Origin of the sequence: Arthrobacter oryzae (assembly GCF_037911235.1) — a bacterium.
GTDB classification, from domain to species: Bacteria; Actinomycetota; Actinomycetes; order Actinomycetales; family Micrococcaceae; genus Arthrobacter; species Arthrobacter oryzae_E.
The window spans coordinates 17,790-41,875 of sequence record NZ_JBBLYW010000005.1 but is presented as its reverse complement, the minus strand read 5'-3'; the positions used below and the strand labels follow the sequence as shown (position 1 = coordinate 41,875).

Here is a 24,086-nt window from a genome sequence, read left to right as displayed (position 1 = left end):
GGCGGAAGCCGGCCGGCTAAACCCGGGCGCCGTCGTCGTGCTCGTCTTTTTCCTGGGGCAGCTGCATGATCAGGTAGACCACCGACAGCACGAATGCTGCGACGATTCCCAGAATTGCCATCAGTGGCGCCGAGCGCCAGAACATGGCGGAGAGCACCAGGGCGACGGGTCCGCCCACCGCTCCCAGCCAGGCCAGCATGGTGAGGGGATCAGTGCCGGCCAGGCTCGGCGGTTCCTCCGGAACGAACGGCTCGTCGTCGTCGGCCTCATAGTCGCGGGGCCCGATGACTGCCGCTGAACTGTCCGCTGCTGCACTGTCCGTTCCAGCGTCATCCGCTCCGGGAAACGGTGCCCGCGCAGCGGCCTGGCGTTCGGACGCCGAGGGCTCGGCCGGTGCGGCGCCCGCGAGGCCCAGCGGATCGAAATCGCGGAAAGGCCGCTTGTGGGGTCCGCCCTCTTCCCTGGCCGGTGCCGGCGTATCGGTGGCCGGAGCGTCGGTGCCCTCGAGCCGGGCAACCAGGTCGAGCCATACGGCGTCGTCCTGGTTCGCGCTTTGGTCCGAGGAGTTGGAGTCGGATCTGTTCATCGGCTGTTTCCTTCAGGGCTGGCGGGGGACGCCTTGACGTTTCCGGACACGACTGCGCGGATGAAGTCCGTGGTCCCGCTGAAGATCCGGTCGGCATCATGGTCCAGGGTGGCCACGTGGTAGCTGTTTTCCAGCGCGCTCAGCTCCAGCGGGGCATTGGTGAGGCCGCGGCGCAGGGCCACGATGCTCGAGTCGGACACCACATGGTCCACTGTGGAGCGGAACACCCGCACGGGTGCGGTGATCCGCGGGAGCAGCCGACGGGTGTCCCTGAACATCTTGTTGAGCTCGTGGGCCGCCGCCACCGGAGTCCGCGGGTAGGCGCCCTCGTCCGTGTCCGGCTTGAGGATGTCGTTCGCGATGGCCGGAGTGCTTTTCAGGACCAGCTTCAGGATGCCGGCCAGCGGCGCCCGGGGATCGTCAATGACCAGGCCGGGGTTGACCACAATCGTGCCCGCCACCGGGCGCAGTGCGGCCACCCTCAAGGCCAGGGCCCCTCCCATGGACAGGCCGGCGGTAAACACATGGTCGCATTCGGCTTCGAGCTCCAGGTAAGCCTTGTCGTAAGCGGCATACCACTCCTGCCAGCGGGTCCGTGACAGTTCCTGCCAGCTGGTGCCGTGCCCCGGCAGCAGCGGCATCCGCACGGCAAAGCCGGCGTCGGCCAGCGACCGGGCCCAGGCCCGCACACCGTGCGGGCTCCCGGTGAAGCCGTGGGAAACGGCCACTCCGATCGGGGGGCCGTCGCCGGTAAAGGGGCTGCTGAAGGGGCTGTGGTCGGCGGCGATGCTCATGATGTCTCCGAGGGTACGTCGTGCGGCGCGTGCTCATGGAAGAAGCGGGTGGAATGCTCGAAGATCGCGGGGGCGTCGTTATCCAGCGTGGCCACGTGGCCGCTGTTGGGCAGCGGCACCACGCGAAGCTCGGCCGATCCCAGCCGGCGCCTGATCATTTCAAGCGAGGTCGGCGGCACAACATCGTCCGTGTCCGACTTGAAGACCAGGACCGGGGCGGTGACACGGGGCAATCCACGGCGGGCGGCGGCAAACAGCTTCTTCAGCTGGTGGACAGCGGCGAGCGGGGTCTGTGAATAGTCGCCGTCGTCAGTGGCGGCTGCGGTGGGGTTGGCCTCAACAATCGGCAGGGTGGTCCGCTGGAAGTACTTCAGGACGCCGATGATCCGAACCCTGCGATCGTAGAAGCTGAGCCCGGGATTGACCACGGCCACACCGGCAACAGGGTGGCGGGACGCCGTGTGCAGGGCAACAGCGCCGCCCATGGAGAGCCCGGCGACGTAGCAGGCGTCAGTCCGGTCCGCGAGCTCGAGATAGGCATCCTCAAATGCGCCGGCCCAGTCGCGCCAGCCGGAACGGGCCAGCTCGCGCCAGTCAGTCCCGTGCCCGGGCAGGAGGGGGACTGAGACTGCGAACCCCTGTTCCGCGAGGTGCAGGGCCCATGGCATGACGCTGAGTGGACTCCCGGTGAAACCGTGGCAAACGGCAACGCCGATCCGGGCGTTGGGGCCATGGCCGGGGTAGCTGAAAGCGGCAGGCACCGTCGGTTTGCTGCTTTCTCTCATATGCCCATCGTGTCATCATTCGGCACAAATCTCACTAGAGTAGGGTTGCATTGAAGTCCTGGCCGGACCCGACGGAGGGCCGGCCAGACGCCTTCCGGAGAGGTACACCACGTGTTTTATTGGTTCATGAAGACGTTCGTTCTGGGGCCGGTGCTCAAGCTCCTTTTCCGGCCCTGGGTCAAGGGACTGGACAACGTCCCGGCCGACGGCGCCGCCATTCTGGCTTCCAACCACCTGTCGTTCTCCGACTCCATCTTCATGCCCCTGATGGTTCCGCGTCCCGTGATCTTTCTGGCCAAGTCTGAGTATTTCACCGGCACTGGCCTTAAGGGCCGGCTGACGGCGCTGTTCTTCCGGCTGACAAACCAGCTCCCCATGGACCGGTCCGGGGGAGCGGCCTCCGCAGCTTCGCTCAACGCCGGAATGGACGTTCTCTCGCACGGTTCGCTGCTGGGCATTTATCCGGAGGGAACCCGCAGCCCCGATTCGAGGCTTTACCGGGGAAAGGTCGGTGTAGCCAAGCTGGCCCTGCAGGCCAGGGTTCCGGTCATTCCCGTTGCGATGATCGGGACGGACAAGGTCCAACCCATCGGAAAACGGATGCCGAACATCAGGCGCATCGGCATGATCTTCGGCGAACCGCTGGACTTCAGCCGCTACTACGGGTTGGAGGAAGATCGCCTGATCCAGCGGTCCGTGACCGACGAAATCATGTACGAACTCATGCGCCTGTCAGGGCAGGAGTATGTGGACGAGTACGCGGCGGTGGTCAAACTGCGGCTGGCGGGCAAACCCACCGATGGCTCAGGCAGCCCGGGTGACTCCACCGGCTCAGACGGCGGCACCGGTTCCTCGGATTCCGGAAATGCGTGACGGGGTTCTGTGACGGAACTTCGGGCCGAATGACGGGTGCGGTGCCGAAACCCCGATGCGGGAACTAGTCTTGTAGTGTGACTGAGCTATCTGCAAAACCTGCCTCCCTGCTGACCAGTACCGCCCAGAGCGGTGCCGCCAACTATCCGGGACTGGACCACTGGCGGGAACTGCCGGTTTCCCAGCAGCCCAGCTGGCAAAACAAAGAGGTTTTTGACGCCTCCGTGAAGGAACTATCCGTCCTTCCGCCGCTCGTCTTCGCCGGTGAAGTGGACATCCTCCGTGAAAGGCTCGCCGCTGCTGCGCAGGGCAAGGCGTTCCTGCTCCAGGGCGGGGATTGCGCCGAAACGTTCGAGGCCGCAACGGCGGACAAGATCAGCGCGCGGGTGAGGACCATCCTGCAGATGGCCGTCGTCCTGACGTATGGCGCGGCGATGCCAGTCATCAAAATGGGCCGCATGGCCGGACAGTTCGCCAAGCCGCGATCCTCCAATGACGAAACCCGCGACGGCGTGACCCTCCCGGCGTACCGGGGCGACATCGTCAATGGCTACGATTTCACCCCGGAATCCCGCGCCCATGACGCAGGCCGGATGCTGAAGGCGTATCACACGTCGGCTTCGACACTGAACCTCATCCGGGCCTTTACGCAGGGCGGCTTCGCTGACCTGCGCCTGGTCCACCACTGGAACAAGGGCTTCACCGAGAACCCGGCACACGCCCGCTACGAGTCCTTGGCGCGTGACATTGACCGGGCCATCAAGTTCATGGCTTCCTGCGGCGCTGACTTCGAGGCACTGAAGCGCGTTGAGTTCTTCGCGAGCCACGAGGCGCTGCTGCTCGACTACGAGCGCGCCCTGACCCGCATTGATTCCCGCACGGGACTTCCGTACGACACCTCGGCGCACTTCCTCTGGATCGGCGAACGCACCCGCGAACTGGATCATGCCCACGTCGACTTCCTGTCCCGCGTCCGCAACCCCATCGGCGTCAAGCTGGGACCCTCAACCTCCGGGGACGACGCCCTGCGGCTCATCGACAAACTGGACCCGGACCGCGAACCCGGCCGGCTGACCTTCATCACCCGCATGGGCGCAGGCAACATCCGCGAGAAGCTCCCCGCCATCGTTGAGAAGGTCACCGCCTCCGGCGCGCAGGTCCTCTGGGTCACCGACCCGATGCACGGGAACACGGTCACATCGCCCAACGGCTACAAGACACGCAACTTCGACGACGTCATCGACGAAGTGCGCGGCTTCTTCGAGGTCCACCACTCGCTGGGAACCGTTCCGGGCGGCCTGCATGTCGAGATGACCGGCGACGACGTGGCGGAGTGCCTCGGCGGCGCCGACCCCATCGACCAGGAAGCCTTCCTGGACCGCTACGAATCGGTCTGCGATCCGCGCCTGAACCACATGCAGTCACTGGAAATGGCCTTCCTCGTTGCAGGGGCCCTGTCCAAGCGCTGACCCGCTGCCCTTCAGCCAAGAGAACCGCTGACAGACTAAAAAGCTCCGCCCGGCTGCACCAGCCGGGCGGAGCTTTTTCGTAGCAGCGGTTTGGGGAGTTCGTCAGGCGCGGCCTTGTCGTCAGACGACGGTAAGGGTGATGACGGAGCCCTCGGGCACCTGGGTGTTTACCGGGTCCTGGTCCCGGACTGTTCCGAAGAAGCCGCCCAGGATGTTGTTCACCCGGACTTCAAAGCCGAGTTTCTCCAGTGCCTTGCGGGCATCATCGGCCTGCTTGCCGATGTAGCTGGGGACTTCCACGAGTTTAGGCCCCTTGGACACCGTGAGAGTGACGGGCTTGCCCCGGGTGAGGGTACCGGACGACGGGTCCTGGGCCACGACGGCGCCCTTGGGGACCTTCTTGTCGTTGACTGTTTCGGGCGAAATGACAGCAGCCAGTCCCGCGGCCTCAAGCGCCTTGACCGCTGCACCCTGTTCCTGCCCGCGCACGTCGGGAACGGCAATGGGCTCGGGCCCCTTCGAGACGGTCAGGCTGACGGGCGTACCACGACGGGCGGGGGTGCCCGCCGCCGGGTCCTGGGCGAGGACGGTCCCTTCGGGCTCGGTTTCGTTGTAGGTTTCCGTGACCTTGCCCAGGGCCATCTCCGCGCCGTTGAGATCGTTCTTTGCCTCTTCCAGCGACTTGCCGGCCAGGCCGGGCAAGGGAAAGAGCTGGGGCCCCTTGGAGACGAACAGCGACACCATCTGGAACTTGCGGATTTCCCGCCCCGCTTCAGGTTCCGTGCCCACGACGAGACCCGACTGGATGTCGTCGTCGAAAACGTCCTTTGTGGTGGACTGGAACCCCGCGGTGCCCAGCAGCTGCTGGGCCTCGGCTACGGTCTTATTGGCCACCCGGGGAACGGTCCCGGGGGAGCCGGGGCCCATGCCGAAGAACCAGCCGGCGCCCGTTGCCAGCAACGCGGCGATCACCAGGATGATGATCCAGAGGATGCCCCGACGACGGGGGTTGCCTTCGCGGAGAGACCGGACCGGGGTTGATGCTGCCTTCGACTGTGCCTTTGCTGCGTCGCGGTCCTGTTTGCGGAGCGCCCGTTTGCTCAAGGGAGCGGCGGTGTCGGGCCCGTCATCATCTGCGTCCCCGAAGGCGGCTTCCTGATCCGACGGGGCCGCCAGCGCCCCGAACTGGCCGGGCCGCCGTCCCGACGCGGAAAGCACCGTTGTGGGATTGCTTTCGCGGGCGATGATTTCCGTTGGATGCTGTCCGGCGGACAGGATTTCCGTTTGGTCCTGGCGGCCGGGGGACCCTGGCCCGGTGTCTGCTTTGCCGGACGGCGCGCTGACGAGAGGCGGATTGGCGGGCGGGTGCGCAGGCGGGCGGAGGCCCGCCGGAGAATGGGCGACGGCGGCGATTGCCGCAGGGGGCTGGAGATCAAGTTCCGCGTCGGTCAGGTTGGTACGGATGTGCCTGAGCTCTGAGAGGAGCGCATTGCCGTCCACCGGGCGCTGTTCGGGGTCCCTTGCCGTGCACCACTGCACCAGCTCGTCCACTTCGGCAGCCAGCCCCGGGACCACCGCAGAGGGTGCCTCCACTGAGGAATTCACGTGCTGATAGGCCACCTGGATGGGGACTTCACCGTCGAACGGCTGCTTGCCGGTGAGCATTTCATAGAGCATGATGCCCACTGAGTAGATATCACTGCGGGCATCCGCCTGCCTGCCGAGCACGAGCTCCGGTGACAGGTAGGCCACCGTCCCGATCAGGGCCCCCGTGCTCGTCGAGGTGGTGACCGCGCGGGCCAGTCCGAAGTCGCCGACCTTGATGCGGCCGTCGTCGGCGATCAGCACGTTTTCGGGTTTGATGTCCCGGTGGATCAGTCCCGCCGCGTGTGCTGCTCCCAGCCCTTCAACCACGGGGTCGATCAGTGCCAGGGCAAGCCGCGGCGACAAAGCCCCCTTCTCCTTGATGACGTCCCGGAGCGTGTGGCCCTTGATGTACTCCATCACCAGGTAGGCGGTGTGCCCGTCGCTGCCCTGGTCAAGGACGCCCACCACATGGGCATGGGAGAGCTTGGCCGCTGCCTTTGCCTCCCTGCCCAGCCTGTCCAGGAAATTACCGTCATTGACGAGGTGCGGATGCAGGACCTTGAGCGCGACGTCGCGCTCCAGCCGCTGGTCCGTTGCAAGGTAAACGGTGGACATGCCGCCGCGCGCCAGCCTGGACTGAACCCGGTAACGGTTGTCCACCAGCGTTCCAACGAGGGAGTCCGACACTTTTTCCTGCACCTTACGATCCTAAGTGCTACGAGGAAACGGGCCCGAATCGACATGCAATCCGGACCCGTATCGTTACCCTCCCGGCACTCGCTGCACGAGCTCCGGCGCCAAATTAGCTGAAGTTCTTTTTGTGCGCCTTGATCGCTGCAACGTAGGTCTTGGTGTCGTCGTACATGCCGTACTTGCTGACCGAGTACTGTCCCTGGTAGTAGCCGGCGATGGCGTGGTCCAGGTCCTTGCTGGTACGGGTCAGCTGGCGGATGATGGCTACGCCGGCGGTGGCGTTGTCATAGGGGTCGAGCAGGTTCAGCTTGCGGCCCACGAGGTCCGAAGCCCATTCGCCCGATGTCGGAATGACCTGCATGGTGCCGATCGCGTTGGCCGGCGAGACTGCGCGCTGGTCGAAGCCGGACTCCTGGTAGGCGAAGGCCAGGGCCAGGGAGGGATCCACGCCCATGCGGCGTGCCGTGTCCGCGACGATCGACTTCATCTGTTCCCTGGAGGGTACGGGCGAAGCGTTGAGCAGGGCCTTGTTCTGGTTGGCGGACGAGACCACGGCCGCCGGGTAGGTGAAGCCGAGGAATGAGCTGGGCACCAGGGGAGTGACGCTGGCGGCCGGCTGGATCGAAGCGCCCGGGATGACCAGCTTGTTGCCGGGGTAGATCACGCTGCTCATGGTCAGCTTATTAGCGGACAGGATCTCTGACAGCTTGACCCCGTGCTTGGCGGCGATGGCGGACAACGTATCGCCGGACTTCACCGTGTAGGAGCCCGAGCTGGCGGCAGGAGCCGGAGCCGCCGCAGGAGCGGGCTTGGCCGCAGGGGCCGCAGCCGGTGCGGTAGCCTGGCCGCTGCCGATCTTGATCTTCTGGCCCGGGTAGATCACGGAGTTCATGTTGAGGCCGTTCCAGCCCAACACCTCAGACAACTTGACGCCGTGCCGTGCGGAGATGGCCCCGAGGGTGTCACCGGCCTTGACGGTGTAGACGCTCCCCCCGGTGCTGGCAAGGGAAGGGGCCGCCGGCTTGGCCGCGGGAGCGGAGGGGGCCGGCGCTGATGCCGAACCGGTCAGCTTGATCTTCTGCCCCGGGTAAATAACGGTGTTCGGCTGCAGGTTGTTCAGCTTCAGGATGGCGTAGGCGTCGAGGCCGTAGCGACCTGCAATGCCGCTGACGGTGTCACCGCGCGCAATGGTGTATTCGGCCGGGGCGGAGGGCCGGGCCGGGCGGAGGGAGGCGGGCAGGGACGTGGAAACGGATCCTGCCGGAATGACGCCTGACTTCAGCGCGGCTTCCTGGGCCTGCATGGCAGCAGCCAGGGTCGCGGGTACGGTCCGCGGGCGGGATTCCGCCGCTGCCGGCTGCGCGATAGCCAGCGAAGAGAGCACTACTGCGGGAAGCGCGGCCGTGGTCGCCGCAATCAGAGGCAGGCTCGGCCTGGGGTGCTGCTTTGGCGATCGGGGCGTGGTCATAGGGATGATCCTCTTCTCAGCGGCGAATGCTGTCGGTCAGGCCGGTGTTACGAATGATACTAGTGTTACTAAAGTTAGTGTTGATGCAAATGTGATCTATGTGAATCTCTCACGAATTGTCGATTAGCACAAGAAATGTTTGGCATTGGATATATGCCTATTTTCGGAGTGTCGATTCACGGGTCACGCCGCCGAATCGCGCTGACTAGGCGCAATAGCGCCCGCCGTGGCAATCTTGATCCGTGAGTACTGTAGAAAGCCTTGTAGGCGAATGGCTGCCGCTGCCCGACGTTGCAGAAATGATGAACGTTTCCATCACGAAGGTCCACGGATTATTGGACGAAAAGGCGCTGGTTGCCCTCAGGGTCGGCGAACGTCGAATCAGGTCGGTTCCCGCCGACTTTATGCAGGATGGCCATCCGGTTGAAAGCCTGAAGGGGACCATCGTGGTCCTGTCCGATGCGGGCTACTCCGATGAGGAACTCATCACCTGGCTTTTTACGCCGGATGAATCACTGCGCGGCCGCCCGATTGACGCGCTGCGCGAAGGCCGAAAGACGGAGATCCGCCGCCGGGCACAGTCCCTCGCCTGGTAGTAGCCGGGGCGACCCCGGCCTGGACGAGTTCAGGCGCGGGGGCCGCGCCGCCGATCTCAGGCGGCGCGGCTGACAGTTGCCTCGGCCAGTTTCCGCAGGGCCGTCTTGGGCAGGTCGTCCAACGGCAGCAGGTCCAGTTCGGCGAAGGCTGCGCGGCCGAATTCCTCAATCAGGACTTCTGTGGCCTGGAGCGCACCGCAGTCCACAATGATGCGCCGGATTTCCTCCACATCGCTGTCGGACAGGTCGGGGCTTCCGAGTTTTGCATCGAGGAAGCTGGATTCCGCGGGGGACGCCTGGTCGAGGGCGAAGGCAACCAGGACCGTTCGCTTGCCTTCCCTCAGGTCATCGCCGGCCGGCTTCCCGGTGGTAACCGGATCACCGAAGACGCCGAGTACATCGTCGCGGAGCTGGAAGGCCTCGCCGAGCGGCAAGGCGAATGCGGAATAGCCGCGGAGCAGTTCATCCGACGCTCCTGCCAGGGCGCCTCCCAGGGCCAGCGGGTGCTCAGTCGAGTACTTCGCCGACTTGAACCGGATGATTGATTGGGCCCGGCTGACAGCTCCGGCGCGGTCGCGCATGGGGCCGGCCACTTCTTCCAGGATGTCAAGGTACTGACCCGCCATCACTTCGGCCCGCATTAGGTTAAAGATCAGCCGGGCCCGGCTGCCCGATGCTGCCGCCTCGCCTATTTCGGTGAATGTCTCTTCGCTGAAGGAGAGGCAGAGGTCGCCGGTCAGGATGGCTGCGGCGTGGCCGAACCGCTCGCTGTCCAGGGCCCACCCCTGCGTTTCATGCAGTTGGCTGAAGCGGCGGTGCACACTGGGGCCTCCGCGCCGGGTGTCCGAACGGTCGATGATGTCATCGTGGATCAGTGCCGCCGCCTGGAAAAGTTCCAGTGCGGATCCGGCAGTCACCACCTCCGTGGCGGCAGCCTCGCCGCCGGCGCCGCGCCAGCCCCAGTAGCACATCAGGGCACGCAGGCGCTTGCCGCCGGTGACCAGGTTGGAGATGGAGCCCATCAGCGGATCGATGTCCTGGGAAATGGCGGACATCACTGACTGGCGGGTGGCCAGGAAGTCATTGAGCTTGCCGGCGACGGCGGCCACGAAGGCCGTCTGCTCCAAGCGCAGCTGCTCTGCGACCGTCACTTCGCGGACTCAGCTGCGACGTTGGCGCCGATGGTGAACGTCGAGACCCCGCCGGTTTCCACCACTGCGATGTTCACCGTCTCGTTGTCACCGCGAAGGAAATCCTTTGACGCGACGGCGCCTACGTTTTCGCCAGGTACGGCTTTGAACCCCTGGGCCTCCAGCGCCTTCGTGTAAAAGGTCACGACGTCGGCGGCCGGCGAGCCGATGTTACCCACCAATGCTGCCGTGGCCGGAGCGGACGTCTTGTCGAAACTGCTCGAGACCACCCGCGCCCCCGGCATCACGGGGAGCAGCTTTTCCGGGAACCCGGCGACGAGCGCTCCGACGGCCGCGGTGGTCCCGGGCGACGCCGACGGGCTGGCCGGAGCCGTGGTGGTTACCTGCCCCGTGGCGGAAGCTGAAGCGCTGGCGGTCCCGGTTGCCTTGGCTCCGGGACCGGCCGGGGTGCACGCCGCCAGGGCCAGCATCGCGCCAGCCACCACAACGGCGCAGCCCGCAGGCTTGAGCTTTCCAATTACCTTCACAGGGACAGTCCTCCTGGTGTTGACGCCGGATGCAGCCTCCAGTTTAGTCAGTACCACGGCATAGGATTGAAGGCGTGGGGTCGGAACAGGATAAACAGCAGCTCGAAGCGACCCTCCGGGAGCTCCGTCGGAGCAGCATCATGCATGTGGACATGGACGCATTTTTCGTCTCGGTGGAACTTCGGTCCCGGCCCGGGCTGCGCGGAAAACCGGTGATTGTTGGTTACCCGGCGGACCGCTCGGTAGTGCTGTCCGCCTCTTATGAGGCCCGGAAATTCGGAGTCAAATCCGCGATGCCCATGGCGGTAGCGGCGCGTATGTGTCCCTCGGCAGTCATTATCGAGCCACGGCACAAGCTTTACTACGAGGTTTCCGCCCAGCTCATGGCAATCTTCGGCTCGATCACGGACCTGGTGGAGCCCCTGAGCGTGGACGAGGCCTTCCTTGACGTCGGCGGAGCGATCCGGCGGCTCGGGAGCCCTCGCGAGATCGGCGGGATCATCCGCCGGCGCGTGCATGAGGAGCTCGGCATCACGGCCTCCGTGGGAATCGCGGCCAGCAAGTTCGTGGCCAAAATAGCGTCCACCCGCTGCAAGCCGGACGGGCTCCTGCTGATCGGCCCGGATGAGACCGTTGCCTACTTGCACAGTCTTCCCGTTAACGCGCTGTGGGGTGTGGGGGCGAAAACGGGCGAGGTGCTGGCCCGGATGGGAATCCGCACAGTGGCCGATGTTGCCGCAACCCCGCCGTCCGCACTGAAAAAACTGCTCGGGGCATCGGGGGAGCACGTGTACCGGCTGTCATGGGGGATCGATCCCCGGCCCGTGACTCCGGTCCGCCTGGAGAAGAGCATTGGTGCCGAGGAAACGTTTGCCGTGGACACTGCCGACGACGTCCTCCTGCATCGTGAGCTGCTGCGCCTGTCGCACCGCACAGCCGAGCGGCTCCGAAGCACGGGGATGGTTGCCAGGAGCATCTCCCTCAAGCTCCGCTACACCGATTTCTCCACCATCACGCGCAGCAGAACAGTGCACGCCCCGGTGGACAGTGCGCAGCTGATCTATGCCGTGGCGGTGCAGCTCCTTGAATCCCTTGGTCCGCGGGCCATGACAGTCCGCCTGGTCGGTGTCAGGGCCGAGCACCTTGAGGATGCAGCCCAGACCTCGCTCCAGCTGAGCTTTGACCGCCGCGATGACAACTGGCGGGCCGCGGAACAAGCCTTGGACAGGGTGGCGGAGAAGTTCGGCTCGAAGTCAGTGCTCCCTGCCCGGCTGCTGGACCCTCATAAGGCCGCTGACTAGCTGAGCGGTGTCTTTCAGAACAGGGCGCAACAAACTATCCTTAGATATACATAGATTTCGAACGTCTGGACATTCCCAAAGGTCTTCTGGACCAGCCCTTTCGTCCTAATGCGTGGAATCCGGTCCTCCGACATGCGGGGCGGGAACCTCCTGCGCATGCCGGTCGTTATCGGATTGACAACACAGAGGCCACGGTACGTCCGGACGCTGGCCGACTTAAGGAGGTCGTGATGCCGCTCTCGGAGCACGAACAGAAGTTGCTCGAGCAGTTGGAGAAGCAGCTGCACGAGGACGATCCGAAGTTTGCCAATTCAATGGGATCGGATCCGGGCCGTAACTGGTCCACGCGCCACATCGTGATTGGCGTGCTGGCCACCCTGGCCGGTGTCCTCCTCCTGCTGGTGGGCGTTTCACTTCAGAGCATCTTTGTTGGTGTCCTCGGATTCATTGTGATGGGAGCCGGAGTCTATTTCGCAACGATGCGCAGCTCCGCTGCCGGCAAGGCGAAGTCAACCGGTGGCAAGAAAACCGGCAAGGGGCGCAGTTCCTTCATGAGCGGCCTCGAAGAACGCTGGGACGAGCGCCGCCGCGGCGAGCCGTGACGGCAGTCAGCTAAACCACTCCACTTCGCACCACCTGCCATTGGCAGGATCGCAGAAAGACCCGTCCAGGCGGGTCTTTTGCATTTAAAGCACCCCAGGCGTTCCACAGGGCGACTCAACCCCTCCACTTTCTGCCACCGGCCGAAAACCCCGTTATTTCGGGGCCAAGATTCCTCCAATCTCCGGACGAATCTTCCGTGTCGCGTTGACTGTGGAGCGATGTGGAGTAAAGTGGAGCAGGTAAGAGGGTAGTGGCAGCACAGGGGACGTGCAGCTCCTGACGACAGACAGGCGGGTGGCCATGTTTCTTGGCACTCACTCGCCGCGTTTGGACGAAAAGGGGCGGATCATCCTCCCAGCGAAGTTCCGTGAGGAACTTGCCAGCGGACTGGTACTCACAAGGGGCCAGGAACGCTGCATCTACGTCTTCAGTGAGCGGGAATTCGGACGGATTCACGAGCAAATGCGGGAGGCGCCCATCTCCTCCAAGCAGACTCGTGACTACATCCGGGTTTTTCTCTCTGGAGCCTCGGACGAGGTACCTGACAAGCAGGGGCGCGTGACTATTCCTCCCGCACTCCGGGCATACGCAGGTCTTGGCAGGGAGCTCGCCGTTATCGGCGCCGGCTCCCGTGCGGAGATCTGGGACGCCCAGGCCTGGAACGAGTACCTGGCAGAGAAGGAAACCTCCTTCTCTGAAACCGACGACGCCATCCCGGGAATCTTTTGAGGCCCGGAGGCGACGACGGAAGCGTTTCTTGAACGAGATCTCCAGCCGCCCATCCGATCGTTTTCCTGGCTCACTTCCCCGGAGCCAGGCGGACGCTGGGATAGGCGCGGATGGGGATCTGGCTTAAGAAGCGCATCGAAGACCACCGAGGCGCAACCAGGCACGAAAGGACGAAGGTATGAGCGATCCCAACCAGCCCAAACCCACGTCCGAACGCCATGTACCGGTCCTCAGGGACCGGTGCATCAATTTGTTGGCCCCTGGTATTGAAGCAGCCCGCCACCGCGGCGAGACGCCGGTGGTCATCGACGCGACCCTGGGAATGGGCGGTCACTCTGAAGCCCTGCTCCAGCGGTATCCGGATCTCCATCTGGTCGGGATCGACCGCGACGAAGAAGCACTGGCTCTTGCCGGTGAGCGTCTGAAGCCCTTTGAGGACCGCACTGACCTGGTCCACGCTGTTTACGACGAAATACCCGACGTTCTCCGGGACCTTGGCATCGATGAGGTTCACGGCGTGCTGATGGACCTGGGAGTTTCGTCCCTGCAGCTGGATGAACGCGAACGCGGCTTCGCCTACTCCTTTGATGCGCCCCTGGACATGCGGATGGACACCAGCCGCGGGCAGACGGCCGCGGACGTTGTGAACAACTACAGCGAAGAGGACCTGGTCCGCATCATCCGCAAATGGGGTGAGGAGAAGTTCGCCGGCAGGATCGCCAACCGCATCGTAGCCGCGCGTGAGGCAAAGCCGTTCACCACCACGGGTGAACTGGTTGACACTATCCGTGCCGTCGTTCCGGCCGGAGCGGCGAAAACCGGCGGACACCCGGCCAAACGCACGTTCCAGGCCCTGCGGATCGAAGTCAACGAAGAACTAGACGTCCTGGAACGTGCCGTGCCCGCCGCCGTGGACGCGCTGGCCATGGGAGGCCGTGTTGTGGTCATGTCCTACCACTCGCTGGAGGACAAGATCGTCAAGAAAGTCTTCCAGACCGGCTCCAAGTCGTCCGCGCCGCTGGGTTTCCCCGTGGAACTGGAAGAGCACAAGCCCGAACTCAAGACCCTGACTAAGGGCACCGAGGTGCCCACCGCCGACGAAATCGCCGAAAACCCACGCGCAGCGTCCGCCCGCTTGCGTGCAGTTGAACGAATCAGAGCCAGGAGGGCCGCATGAGCACCGCCGCTGCCAAAAACTTCCCAGTCGTGTCCGGCACGGCGGCCCGTGCCCTCACGGGGCTCAAGCCCTCCGGAGGATCCGAACGGAAGCTGCGGACCCCGCTGTCCGTGGTCCGTTCAGCGCCGCGCAAGCGCCGGGCCCCTTTCGTTGTGCTCTGCTTTGCCCTCCTGGCCGTCGCGCTCATGGCGGTCCTTGTCCTGAACATTTCCGTGTCTACGGCGCAGTACCAGCTGGTGCAGCTCCGCAGCGAACAGTCCACCCTGACGAAGCAGAACCAGGACCTGACACAGCAGGTCCAGAACTTCGATGCTCCGCAGAATCTTGCGGCCAAGGCCACAGAGTTAGGCATGGTTGCTTCCACCGGCAAGGGACAGATCGACCTGTCCACGCTGACGGTAAGCGGCACGCCCAAACCGGCCGTCAAGGGTGACAAGCCCGGAGCGATCATTGCTGCGCCGGCAGTCGCCGGTCAGTTGACCGTGGTTCCTCCGGCCAGCACCAAGGAGCCGTTGGCCGTCCGCAAGCCGGCGGAAGCCGCCGCTCCGGCGGCAGCCGCAGCGGCAGCGGACGCCAAGGAGGCAGCACCAGCAGCACCCGCCGCGGCTGCCCCGAAGCCCGCGGTTGACCTCCACGGCGGATCCGTTCCCGCGCCGCGGCAAAAGACGCCGGGACAGTAACTGACGGGACTGACCACCAGCAAGCAAGCAGCAAGGACTCACCGTGGCACAGAGCACCGGCAAGAAAAATACCGCAAAAGTGCCCAACGCCACCAGAAGGCTCCGCCTCGGCCTGGGCATGATGCTTGCGTTGCTGCTGGTAGTCGGCGGCAAGCTGTTCATGGTCCAGGGCCTGGACATCGGCGGGATGGCCGAGGCCGCGCTGAACAACCGCCTCACTCCGATCGAGCTTCCTGCAGAGCGCGGCAGCATCCTGGACGCCGACGGAACCGTCCTCGCCAACAGTGTCATCCGCTATAACGTCGTGGTGGACCAGCGCGTCAACACCAAGACGGAGTCGTTCAAGCGCCTGGACACAGTCGGTGACAAAGAAGAGCTCGTCACCGTTTCCAGGGATCAGGGCATCAAGGAGCTGGCCGTCTTGCTGGGCCAGGACTCCGAGGACATCAAGGACGCGCTGACGGGGGAGAAGCCCTATTACATCGTTGCCAAGGACCTCAAACCGGACATGGAGGACCGTATCTCCAAACTCCAGATTCCGGGAATAGTCACCGTCGGCACCAGCAAGCGTGTCTACCCGAACGGGTCGGTTGCCGGCGGGATCGTCGGCTTCCTGCAAGACGGAACCACCGGCCAGGCGGGCCTGGAGCAGACCCAGGATGAAGTCCTCAAGGGAACCCCCGGCAAGCGGCTCTTCGAAATCGGCGCCGACGGCCTCCGCATCCCGGTTGGCGTGGACGAACTGACCCCTGCCGTTGACGGCAAGGACATCCGGCTCACCCTCAATTCCGACCTCCAGTACTTTGCCCAGCAGGCCATCCAGAACCAGTCGGACAAGCTGAGCGCCGAATGGGGCGTCATCATTGTCCAGGACATCAAGACCGGCAACATCATTGCCATGGCAGACACCAACTCTCCGGATCCCAACGATCCCGGCAAAGTGGACGCCAAGGACCGCGGCGTACGCTCCGTGACGGCTGCCTACGAACCGGGTTCCGTCGAGAAGATGATTACCGCCGCCGCCGTCATCGAGGAAGGCAAATCCAGCCCGCTGGACAAGTTCACCATCCCGTCGTCGTACGTGGTCGACGGCCAGGTGTTCACGGACTCGTTCGATCACGGGACCGAGGAACGGACGCTGGCCGGCATCCTGGGCTGGTCGATGAACACCGGAACCGTCATGGCCGGGCAGCGGCTCACCAAGGAGCAACGCCACGACTGGCTGCAGAAGTTCGGCATCGGCGAGGCCCCCGAGATCGGACTTCCCGCCGAAGCCCGCGGCATCCTCACCCCGGCTGACCAGTGGGACGGCAGGCAGGAATACACCGTTCTGTTCGGCCAGGGCGTGTCGCAATCAACGCTGCAGACCGTCCGGGCCTATCAGTCGATTGCCAACGACGGCGTGATGCTCCAGCCGCGCCTGATCGACAGCTACATCGGCCCCGACGGAACCGAAGAGAAGGTTCCGGCGAAGGAGAGCCGGCAGGTGGTGTCAAAGGAAACCGCGCAACAGGTGCGGGACATCCTGGAGAGCGCAGTGACCGAGGGCCAGATCAAGGATGCGGCCATTGACGGCTACCGTGTCGGCGCCAAGACCGGAACCTCCGAGTCGCCGTGCGATGACGGCAAGTCCGGGTACTGCGGCTACACGGCCTCCATGGTGGGGATGGCGCCGATGGACGATCCGCGGTTTATTGTTGAAGTTGTCCTGCAGCGACCCAAAGGCAGCATCTACGGAATTACCAATGGTCCGGTGTTCCGCTCCGTGATGAGCCAGGCCCTGCGGACGTACAACGTTCCGCCATCAACGGGCGAGCCGGTCAGGCTGCCCCAGTACGTCAAGTAGCACGTCCACAACATCGTACGTACCCGGGGAACTTCCCCTACGCCCGGTGTGATCCACTAGCACCAACGGAGATCCACTTGTCAGAGCACCATGCCCAAGGCAGTACCGACGCAACGAGCGGCACGGTTCCCGGTTCCGGGTTCCGGCCCACCGCCGTTGCAGCGGTGCCGCTCGGCACCATCGGCGAGTCGGTCGGCGTCGTCGTTCCGGGGGCTTCAAGCTCCGTACCCGTCACCGGGATTTCCCTCAATTCGCGTACTGTGGCGCCCGGCGACCTCTATGTCGCCCTGCCCGGCGCCACCAGGCACGGAGCGGACTTTGTGTCGCAGGCCGTCGACGCAGGCGCCGTTGCGGTGTTGACAGACGACGACGGCGCCAGGCTCCTGGCGTTGTCCGCTGACACTCCCGTGCCGGTCCTGGTGGTTGACAAGCCCCGAGGCGCCGTGGGCGGCCTCGCGGCGCTGATCTACCAAAGCCGGCCGGAAGGCGGTGCTGCTCCGTCGCTGTTCGGCGTCACCGGCACCAACGGCAAGACCACCACCACCTACTTCATCAACGCGCTCCTGCAGGCGCTGGGCCGTAGGACCGGGCTGATAGGCACCATCGAGATCCTGGCCGGCGGTGAGCCGATTCCCAGCCTGCTGACGACGCCTGAGTCCACCGACATCCACGCGCTGCTGGCCCTGATGCGGGAGCGCGGCCTGGACGCTGCCTCCATGGAGGTTTCCTCGCACGCCGTGTCGTTCCACCGGGTGGACGGGGTGCAGTTCGACGTCGCCGGCTTCACCAACCTGACGCAGGACCACCTGGACCTGCACGGCACCATGGACGAATATTTCCAGACCAAGGCGGAGCTCTTCACGCCCCCGCACGCCAAGTCAGCGGTGGTTACCGTGGACGACGAATGGGGCCGCCGGCTCGCTGCCGGTGCCGGCATTCCGGTCACCACGCTGGCGACGGCCCAAGGCAACGAGCCGGAAGCGTCCGCTGACTGGGCCGTCACTGCCACCGCGCCCCGGGGCCTCGGCACGGAGTTCCTGCTGCGGCACCGCGACGGCACGGAACTGCGGGTCCATACAGGGCTCCCGGGAAGCTTCAACGTCTCCAATGCCGCCCTCGCAACCGTCATGGTCCTGGCCAGCGGAGTGGACCCGGCAACACTGCAGTCAGCCCTCGACTCGGCCGATCCCTTCACGGTAGCCGTCCCCGGACGCATGCAGCTCGTCTCTATGGCGCCGGCCGCCGTCGTCGACTTCGCCCACAACCCGGACGCCCTGCAGCGGGTGCTGGAAGCAGTCCGCTCACCTCAGCCCGGCTCAAGGGTGATCGTGGTCTTTGGTGCCACGGGTCAGCGCGACCAGGGCAAGCGGCCGGCCATGGGGGCCATCGCCGCGCGCCTGGCGGACGTCGTTATCGTCAGCGATGACGACCCCCACGATGAGGACGCGGCTGCCATCCGCGCAGACGTCCTGGCGGGCGCACTGGAGGCCAAGAAAGCCGGCGGCCTGGGCTGCACGATCCTGGAGTCTTACCCGCGCGACGCGGCGATCCGTCAGGCTGTGGACATGGCACATCCGCACGACACGGTCCTCGTGGCCGGGCGCGGCCACGAGGTCTGGCAGGAAGTCAAAGGTGTCAACCTGGCGCTCGACGACAGGGTGGAGCTCCGCGAGGCCTTGACAGCCCGGGGATTCACCGTTCTGAACGACGAGCGGATAGAGTCCTAGACCGAGATGATTGCATTTACTGCGGCGGAAATTGCCGATATTACTGACGGCCGCCTTGCCGCCGATCCGACCATTACGCCCTCGGCGGTGGTGACGGATTCCCGGGAGGCAACGGCGGGGTCCCTCTACGTAGCCAAGCCCGGCGAGACAGCCGACGGCCATGACTTCATCGTCGCTGCCTTCGAACGCGGCGCGGTCCTGGCGCTGGTGGAAAAGGACGTGGCGGATGACTCCGGCAAGCCGTATCCGTCCATCGTGGTGGAGGACGCGGTCATCGCCATGGGCGCCCTGGCCGCCGAATCCGTGCGCCGGATCCGTGCCCGCCGCGAGGCTGAGGGGTCGGGTTTCACCGTCATCGGCATCACCGGTTCCGCCGGGAAAACCACCACCAAGGACCTCCTTGCCGGAATCCTTGCTGCCGAAGGCAACACGGTCTCGCCCCAGGGGTCCTACAACGGCGAAGTGGGCGTTCCGCTGACCGTTTTCAAGGCCGGGTTCGACACCCGCTACCTCGTGATCGAAATGGGCGCCACCGGGGTGGGCCACATCCGATATCTCGCAGACATGGTCCGGCCCGCCATCGGGGTGGTCCTGGGCATTGGCACCGCCCATGCCGGGGAGTTCGGCGGCGTGGACAACATCGCCGTTGCCAAGGGCGAACTCGTAGAAGCCCTCCCCGAGGGCGGCACGGCCGTGATCAACCTCGACGACGGCCGCGTTGCCGCCATGACAAGCAGGACAAAGGCAAACGTCCTGGGATTCTCCGCGCAGGCCGCAGACGAGGTCCCGGCCGCCGGACTGCGCGCCGTCCACGTCGAGACGAATGCAGCCGGAAATCCCGAGTTCGAACTTCGTTTCCCCGGCGAAGCCGCCGGGCACCAGGTCCGCAGCCGGCTGATCGGCGCCCACCATGTGACCAACCTCCTGGCAGCAGCCGGCGCGGCCTATGCCGCCGGCGTCCCGGCGGAACGGATCGCGGCTTCCCTTAGCTCACAGACCGCTGCCAGCCGCTGGCGGATGGAACGCACCGAGCGGCCTGACGGTGTGACCATCATCAACGATGCCTACAACGCCAACCCTGAATCGATGCGTGCCGCCCTGCGGACTCTGGCGGATCTTGGCCGCGGCCGCCGCACCTGGGCCGTCCTCGGCGCCATGCTGGAACTGGGCGACGAGTCCATCCGGGAGCACATGGCAGTCGGCACGCAGGTGGTGCGGCTCAACATTGCCCGCCTGGTGGTGGTTGGCCGCGAGGCACGTTCGCTCTATGTCTCCGCCGTCAACGAGGGCTCCTGGGGCGACGAATGCGTCTTCGCGGAGTCGGTGGACGAAGCCTACGATCTCCTCCAGCGGGAACTTGAACCGGGCGACCTGGTCCTCTTCAAGTCCTCCAACAGCGTGGGACTGAGGCATCTGGGCGATCGGATAGCATTACCCCCACACGTCCGAGCAACCGCCAATGAAGGGAGCGAGTCGCTGTGATTGCACTGCTGATCGGCGCTGGCCTGGCCCTGCTGTTTGCATTGGTGGGAACCCCGCTGTTCATCCGTCTGCTGGTGCGGAAGAGCTACGGCCAGTTCATCCGCGACGACGGTCCCACATCGCACCACACGAAGCGCGGCACCCCGACCATGGGCGGCACCGTGGTGGTCTTTGCGGTCCTCCTCAGCTACGCGCTGACCCACCTCATCATGTGGATGGTGAACCCGCGGTCAGCCGGCCCGTCCGCCTCCGCGCTCCTGCTGCTGTTCCTCATGGTGGGGATGGGCCTGGTGGGATTCCTGGACGACTTCATCAAGATTTCCAAGCAACGCAGCCTGGGCCTGAACGCCAAAGCCAAGCTGATACTGCAGGGTGCTGTCGGCATCATTTTCGCCATCCTGGCATTGAACTTTCCCAATGCCGACGGCGTGACTCCGGCGTCCACCCAGATCTCGCTGGTGCGGGACATTCCCTGGCTGAACCTTGCGTTCGGCGGCTCCGTCCTCGGCGCCATCCTGTTTGTGCTGTGGTCCAACCTGATCGTCACGGCGGCCACCAACGGTGTGAACCTCACCGATGGCCTGGACGGGCTCGCGGCCGGGGCATCGGTCATGGTGTTCGGCGCCTACACGCTGATGGGCATCTGGCAGAGCAACCAGGCCTGCGGCTCCCCGCGGCAGGCCGGCGGCGGCTGCTATTCCGTCCGGGACCCGCTGGACCTGGCGTTGCTTGCCGCCATCCTGAGCGCGGCCCTGGTCGGCTTCCTGTGGTGGAACACGTCTCCGGCGAAGATTTTCATGGGCGACACCGGTTCGCTGGCCATCGGCGGTGCAGTCGCCGGTTTCGCCATCCTGTCCCGGACCGAACTGCTGCTCGCGTTCATCGGCGGCCTCTTCGTCCTGATCACGCTGTCGGTCATCATCCAGGTGGGCTACTTCAAGATCACCAAGGGCAAGCGCTTCTTCAAGATGGCCCCGCTTCAACATCACTTCGAACTCAAGGGCTGGGCGGAAGTCACCGTGGTGGTCCGGTTCTGGATCCTCGGCGGCCTTTTCGTCGCCGCGGGCCTTGGTATCTTCTACGCAGAATGGGTGGTCCTGCTGTGAGCAGTCCTATACCGTCGCCCCTGGCAACGTCGCCCCGCCTCGAGAACCTCGTGACCTGGGACTCCGACTGGGCCGGACTCCGGGTCGTTGTTACGGGAATCGGCGTCTCCGGGTTCGCCGCCGCAGACACCCTGATCGAACTCGGCGCCCGTGTGGTGGTGGTGGATGCAGCCACCAGCGCGAGAGCCCGGGCTCAGGCGGACACTCTGAAAATCGTCGGTGCCGTGGACGTCCTCCTGGGTGAAGACGCCGTGCACGCGATGCCGAAGATCGACGGGCAGAAACCGGACCTCATTGTGACCTCCCCGGGTTGGCGCCCGGACCAGGCACTGCTCGCGCTGGCTGCACGGACCCATATACCCGTCTGGGGCGACGTGGAACTCGCCTGGCGCGTGCGTGAGCGGGAGGGCCGCAAGACCGCGGACTGGCTGACCATTACGGGCACGAACGGGAAAACCACAACCGTGGGGCTGACCGAATCGATGCTGCAGGCCTCCGGGCTCAAAGCCATTGCCGTCGGCAACGTGGGAACGCCCATCCTGGACGCCCTGCGTGACCCGGTGGAGTACGACGTCCTTGCCGTAGAGCTTTCGAGCTTCCAGTTGCACTGGAGCCACTCCGTTTCACCGGTCGCCAGTGTCTGCCTCAACGTCGCTGAGGACCACGTGGACTGGCACGGCTCCTATGCTTCCTACCTGGCCGACAAAGCGAAGGTCTACGAACGGACCCAAAAAGCCTGCATCTACAACGCCGAGCAGATCGAAACCGAACGCATGGTGGAGGACGCGGACGTCGTGGAAGGCTGCCGGGCCGTGGGCTTCACCACCGTAACGCCCGCCATCAGCATGCTCGGTGTGGTCGAGGGCCTCCTGGTGGACCGCGCGTTCATCCCCGAGCGCAAGGACAGTGCCGCCGAGCTTGCCGCCATGGCGGACCTCGGCCCGGTGGCACCGCGCCACATGGTCGCCAATGCCCTGGCGGCGGCGGCACTCGTCCGGGCCTACGGTGTGGAACCGCAATTTGTACGGCAGGGACTGAAGAACTACATCCCGGGAGAGCACCGCATCCAGCTTGTTGCCCGGCACAACGATGTGCTCTGGATCAACGACTCCAAAGCCACGAACCCGCACGCCGCGGCAGCATCCCTGTCGGCGTTCAGCAACGTCATCTGGATCGCCGGCGGACTCTCCAAAGGCGTGAGCTACGACGAACTCGTCCAGGAGCAGGCACCCCGGCTGAAGGCCGTCGTCCTGATCGGAGCGGACACAACGCCGCTCACGGACGCCCTCCGGCGACACGCACCCGATGTCCCCGTGATCGGACGCACCAAGGGCGACACTGAAAATGTGCAGTCTGCCGAAACGGATGATGCCGGCACAGTGCCCTCGCCAATCTACGGGGAAACTGTGATGGCCCAGGCCGTTGCCGCAGCGGCGCAGCTGGCCTCTCCGGGGGACACTGTGCTGATGGCCCCGGCGGCTGCTTCCATGGATCAGTTCTCTTCCTACGCTCACCGTGGCGACGCCTTCATTGAAGCCGTCCGCGGGCTCGTGGAAGGGCAGGCTCAGACCGGCGAGGAGTAACAATGGTCAGCACGCCCACCCGTGCCCCGGCTGCCAAGCCACAGGGTGCAAACCGGCTCCCGTCCGCTTCGAGGACCGGGCACGTGCCTCCTCTGGCCAGGCTTCGCAGCCTGCACCGGAGCTTCTGGGCGAAGCTGGAGGGAAACGGAAAGTCACGCAACGGTTCCACGTACTACCTGATCCTCGGCTCCACCCTCGCGCTCACGGCCATCGGCATCATGATGGTGCTCTCCGCGTCCAGCGTCGAGGCCATTGCCGCGGGGGAGTCGCCGTACACGGCGGCGCTGAAGCAGGGCATGTTCGCCGCCATCGGCATCTTCACCATGTTCGTGCTGTCCAGGATCAACGTGGTGTGGCTCAAGCGATTGGCCTGGCCGGCGATCGGGGCGGCGCTGGTTCTGCTTGTCCTCGTGCAAGTGGTGGGCGACGAGGTCAACGGCAACAAGAACTGGATCGACCTCGGCGGCATCACCTTCCAGCCGTCGGAGGCTTCAAAACTTGCCCTCGCTCTCTGGATGGCTACCGTGCTGGCCATGAAGGGAAGGCTGCTCAGCCGCTGGCAGCACGTTGCTATCCCGGCCGTCCCAATGGCCATGATCATCATCGGGCTGGTCCTGGTGGGCAACGACCTCGGCACCGCCATGATCATCATGATGATGGTGGCTGCGGCCCTGTTCTTCGCCGGTGTCCCGCTCTACTTCTTTGGCATTGCCGGCCTGCTCGGTGCCGCCGGAGCAGCCGTCATGGCCGTGACGAGTTCAAACCGCATGTGCCGCATCACGTCCTGGTGGACCGGCGAGTCATGCGCCAACGGCATCGACGCCAACTACCAGGCCACCAACGGGCTGTACGGCCTGGCGTCCGGCGGCTGGTTCGGTGTGGGCCTTGGCCAAAGCCGGCAGAAGTACAGCTGGATCCCGGAAGCCCACAACGACTTCATCTTTGCCATCATTGGCGAGGAACTCGGCCTGGTGGGCACCGTCGTCGTACTCATCCTTTTTGCCATCCTCGGTGCCGCGATCTACCGCGTGGTGGTGGCGCAGGAAGACCTGTTCCACCGTGTCCTTGCGGGGACCATCATGGTGTGGCTCCTGGGCCAGGCAACCGTCAACATGTCCGTGGTCACCGGTCTCGTGCCAGTCATCGGAGTTCCGCTGCCGTTCATTTCCTACGGCGGTTCCGCGCTGCTGATGTCGCTGTGTGCGGTCGGCGTAGTGTTGTCGTTGGCGCGGGAACAGATGGCGCCAAGCGTCCAGCCCAAGCGGCTGCTCAAGTTCCGCACCAAGGGCGGGCGCCCACACCCCACACGAAAGCGTAAATAGC

General features: G+C 64.9%; 21 protein-coding genes. 14 read left to right on the top strand and 7 right to left on the bottom strand.

Annotation, left to right across the window (positions count from 1 at the left end):
- Window positions 1–16: 16 nt before the first annotated feature.
- Genes WMN78_RS01890 through WMN78_RS01880 form a run of 3 tightly spaced genes read right to left on the bottom strand, consistent with a single transcriptional unit; the run spans window position 17 to window position 2,165 of the window.
- Entirely contained in the window at window positions 17–586 is a 570-nt protein-coding gene (locus tag WMN78_RS01890) for a hypothetical protein (protein WP_340531693.1), read from the bottom strand.
- A complete protein-coding gene (locus WMN78_RS01885) occupies window positions 583–1,380 on the bottom strand; it encodes an alpha/beta hydrolase (protein ID WP_340531691.1) in 798 nt (265 codons plus the stop codon). Before WMN78_RS01885 ends, WMN78_RS01890 begins: the two co-directional genes overlap by 4 nt.
- Window positions 1,377–2,165: an alpha/beta hydrolase gene (locus WMN78_RS01880; protein ID WP_340531690.1), complete on the bottom strand. Its 789-nt coding sequence runs from the start codon at window positions 2,163–2,165 to the stop codon at window positions 1,377–1,379. The genes WMN78_RS01885 and WMN78_RS01880 overlap by 4 nt, the downstream gene beginning before the upstream one ends.
- Window positions 2,166–2,276: 111 nt before the next feature.
- On the opposite strand from WMN78_RS01880, the gene WMN78_RS01875 reads away from it, so the two are divergent.
- Both WMN78_RS01875 and WMN78_RS01870 read left to right on the top strand, forming a co-directional pair.
- Complete coding sequence (locus WMN78_RS01875; RefSeq protein ID WP_340531689.1) at window positions 2,277–3,038, top strand: lysophospholipid acyltransferase family protein; 762 nt, start codon at window positions 2,277–2,279, stop codon at window positions 3,036–3,038.
- 77 nt (window positions 3,039–3,115) lie between these two features.
- Window positions 3,116–4,507 carry a class II 3-deoxy-7-phosphoheptulonate synthase gene (locus tag WMN78_RS01870; RefSeq protein ID WP_340531688.1) on the top strand — a complete coding sequence of 464 codons (1,392 nt, stop codon included), beginning with the start codon at window positions 3,116–3,118 and terminating at the stop codon, window positions 4,505–4,507.
- A gap of 120 nt (window positions 4,508–4,627) precedes the next feature.
- Here the strand turns inward: WMN78_RS01870 and WMN78_RS01865 are convergent, their stop codons facing one another.
- Window positions 4,628–6,793, bottom strand: a complete 2,166-nt coding sequence (locus tag WMN78_RS01865) for a Stk1 family PASTA domain-containing Ser/Thr kinase (RefSeq protein ID WP_340531687.1) — start codon at window positions 6,791–6,793, stop codon at window positions 4,628–4,630.
- 103 nt (window positions 6,794–6,896) lie between these two features.
- Window positions 6,897–8,255, bottom strand: coding sequence for a LysM peptidoglycan-binding domain-containing protein (locus WMN78_RS01860; protein WP_340531686.1), 1,359 nt, complete (start codon window positions 8,253–8,255; stop codon window positions 6,897–6,899).
- Window positions 8,256–8,497: 242 nt separating this feature from the next.
- On the opposite strand from WMN78_RS01860, the gene WMN78_RS01855 reads away from it, so the two are divergent.
- Entirely contained in the window at window positions 8,498–8,851 is a 354-nt protein-coding gene (locus tag WMN78_RS01855; protein WP_340531685.1) for an Rv2175c family DNA-binding protein, read from the top strand.
- A gap of 56 nt (window positions 8,852–8,907) precedes the next feature.
- Here the strand turns inward: WMN78_RS01855 and WMN78_RS01850 are convergent, their stop codons facing one another.
- Both WMN78_RS01850 and WMN78_RS01845 read right to left on the bottom strand, forming a co-directional pair.
- Window positions 8,908–10,002, bottom strand: a complete 1,095-nt coding sequence (locus WMN78_RS01850; protein ID WP_340531684.1) for a polyprenyl synthetase family protein — start codon at window positions 10,000–10,002, stop codon at window positions 8,908–8,910.
- The gene (locus WMN78_RS01845; RefSeq protein WP_340531683.1) at window positions 9,999–10,529 is read right to left on the bottom strand and encodes a hypothetical protein; all 531 of its coding nucleotides are present in this window, start codon (window positions 10,527–10,529) and stop codon (window positions 9,999–10,001) included. Before WMN78_RS01845 ends, WMN78_RS01850 begins: the two co-directional genes overlap by 4 nt.
- 140 nt (window positions 10,530–10,669) lie before the next feature.
- Here WMN78_RS01845 and dinB point away from each other — a divergent pair, with 140 nt between their 5' ends.
- The 11 genes from dinB to ftsW all read left to right on the top strand — a co-directional run bounded on the left by dinB (window position 10,670) and on the right by ftsW (window position 24,085).
- Window positions 10,670–11,830, top strand: coding sequence for a DNA polymerase IV (gene dinB, locus WMN78_RS01840; protein WP_425341101.1), 1,161 nt, complete (start codon window positions 10,670–10,672; stop codon window positions 11,828–11,830).
- 230 nt (window positions 11,831–12,060) lie between these two features.
- Complete coding sequence (locus WMN78_RS01835) at window positions 12,061–12,432, top strand: DUF3040 domain-containing protein (RefSeq protein ID WP_340531681.1); 372 nt, start codon at window positions 12,061–12,063, stop codon at window positions 12,430–12,432.
- A 301-nt stretch (window positions 12,433–12,733) separates the two neighbouring features.
- Window positions 12,734–13,162 carry a division/cell wall cluster transcriptional repressor MraZ gene (gene mraZ, locus WMN78_RS01830; RefSeq protein ID WP_011691421.1) on the top strand — a complete coding sequence of 143 codons (429 nt, stop codon included), beginning with the start codon at window positions 12,734–12,736 and terminating at the stop codon, window positions 13,160–13,162.
- A gap of 178 nt (window positions 13,163–13,340) precedes the next feature.
- Complete coding sequence (gene rsmH / locus WMN78_RS01825) at window positions 13,341–14,339, top strand: 16S rRNA (cytosine(1402)-N(4))-methyltransferase RsmH (protein ID WP_340531680.1); 999 nt, start codon at window positions 13,341–13,343, stop codon at window positions 14,337–14,339.
- Window positions 14,336–15,019 (top strand): hypothetical protein, encoded by a 684-nt coding sequence (locus WMN78_RS01820; RefSeq protein WP_340531679.1) that lies wholly within the window; start codon window positions 14,336–14,338, stop codon window positions 15,017–15,019. Before rsmH ends, WMN78_RS01820 begins: the two co-directional genes overlap by 4 nt.
- A 43-nt stretch (window positions 15,020–15,062) precedes the next feature.
- Window positions 15,063–16,865 (top strand): penicillin-binding protein 2, encoded by a 1,803-nt coding sequence (locus WMN78_RS01815; RefSeq protein ID WP_340531678.1) that lies wholly within the window; start codon window positions 15,063–15,065, stop codon window positions 16,863–16,865.
- A gap of 77 nt (window positions 16,866–16,942) precedes the next feature.
- The gene (locus WMN78_RS01810; protein WP_340531677.1) at window positions 16,943–18,592 is read left to right on the top strand and encodes a UDP-N-acetylmuramoyl-L-alanyl-D-glutamate--2,6-diaminopimelate ligase; all 1,650 of its coding nucleotides are present in this window, start codon (window positions 16,943–16,945) and stop codon (window positions 18,590–18,592) included.
- 6 nt (window positions 18,593–18,598) lie between these two features.
- The gene (locus WMN78_RS01805; protein WP_340531676.1) at window positions 18,599–20,074 is read left to right on the top strand and encodes a UDP-N-acetylmuramoyl-tripeptide--D-alanyl-D-alanine ligase; all 1,476 of its coding nucleotides are present in this window, start codon (window positions 18,599–18,601) and stop codon (window positions 20,072–20,074) included.
- Window positions 20,071–21,180 (top strand): phospho-N-acetylmuramoyl-pentapeptide-transferase, encoded by a 1,110-nt coding sequence (gene mraY, locus WMN78_RS01800; protein ID WP_340531674.1) that lies wholly within the window; start codon window positions 20,071–20,073, stop codon window positions 21,178–21,180. The genes WMN78_RS01805 and mraY overlap by 4 nt, the downstream gene beginning before the upstream one ends.
- Complete coding sequence (murD, locus tag WMN78_RS01795; RefSeq protein ID WP_425341099.1) at window positions 21,162–22,763, top strand: UDP-N-acetylmuramoyl-L-alanine--D-glutamate ligase; 1,602 nt, start codon at window positions 21,162–21,164, stop codon at window positions 22,761–22,763. The genes mraY and murD overlap by 19 nt, the downstream gene beginning before the upstream one ends.
- 2 nt (window positions 22,764–22,765) lie before the next feature.
- A complete protein-coding gene (gene ftsW, locus WMN78_RS01790; RefSeq protein WP_340531671.1) occupies window positions 22,766–24,085 on the top strand; it encodes a putative lipid II flippase FtsW in 1,320 nt (439 codons plus the stop codon).
- Window position 24,086: the final 1 nt, after the last annotated feature.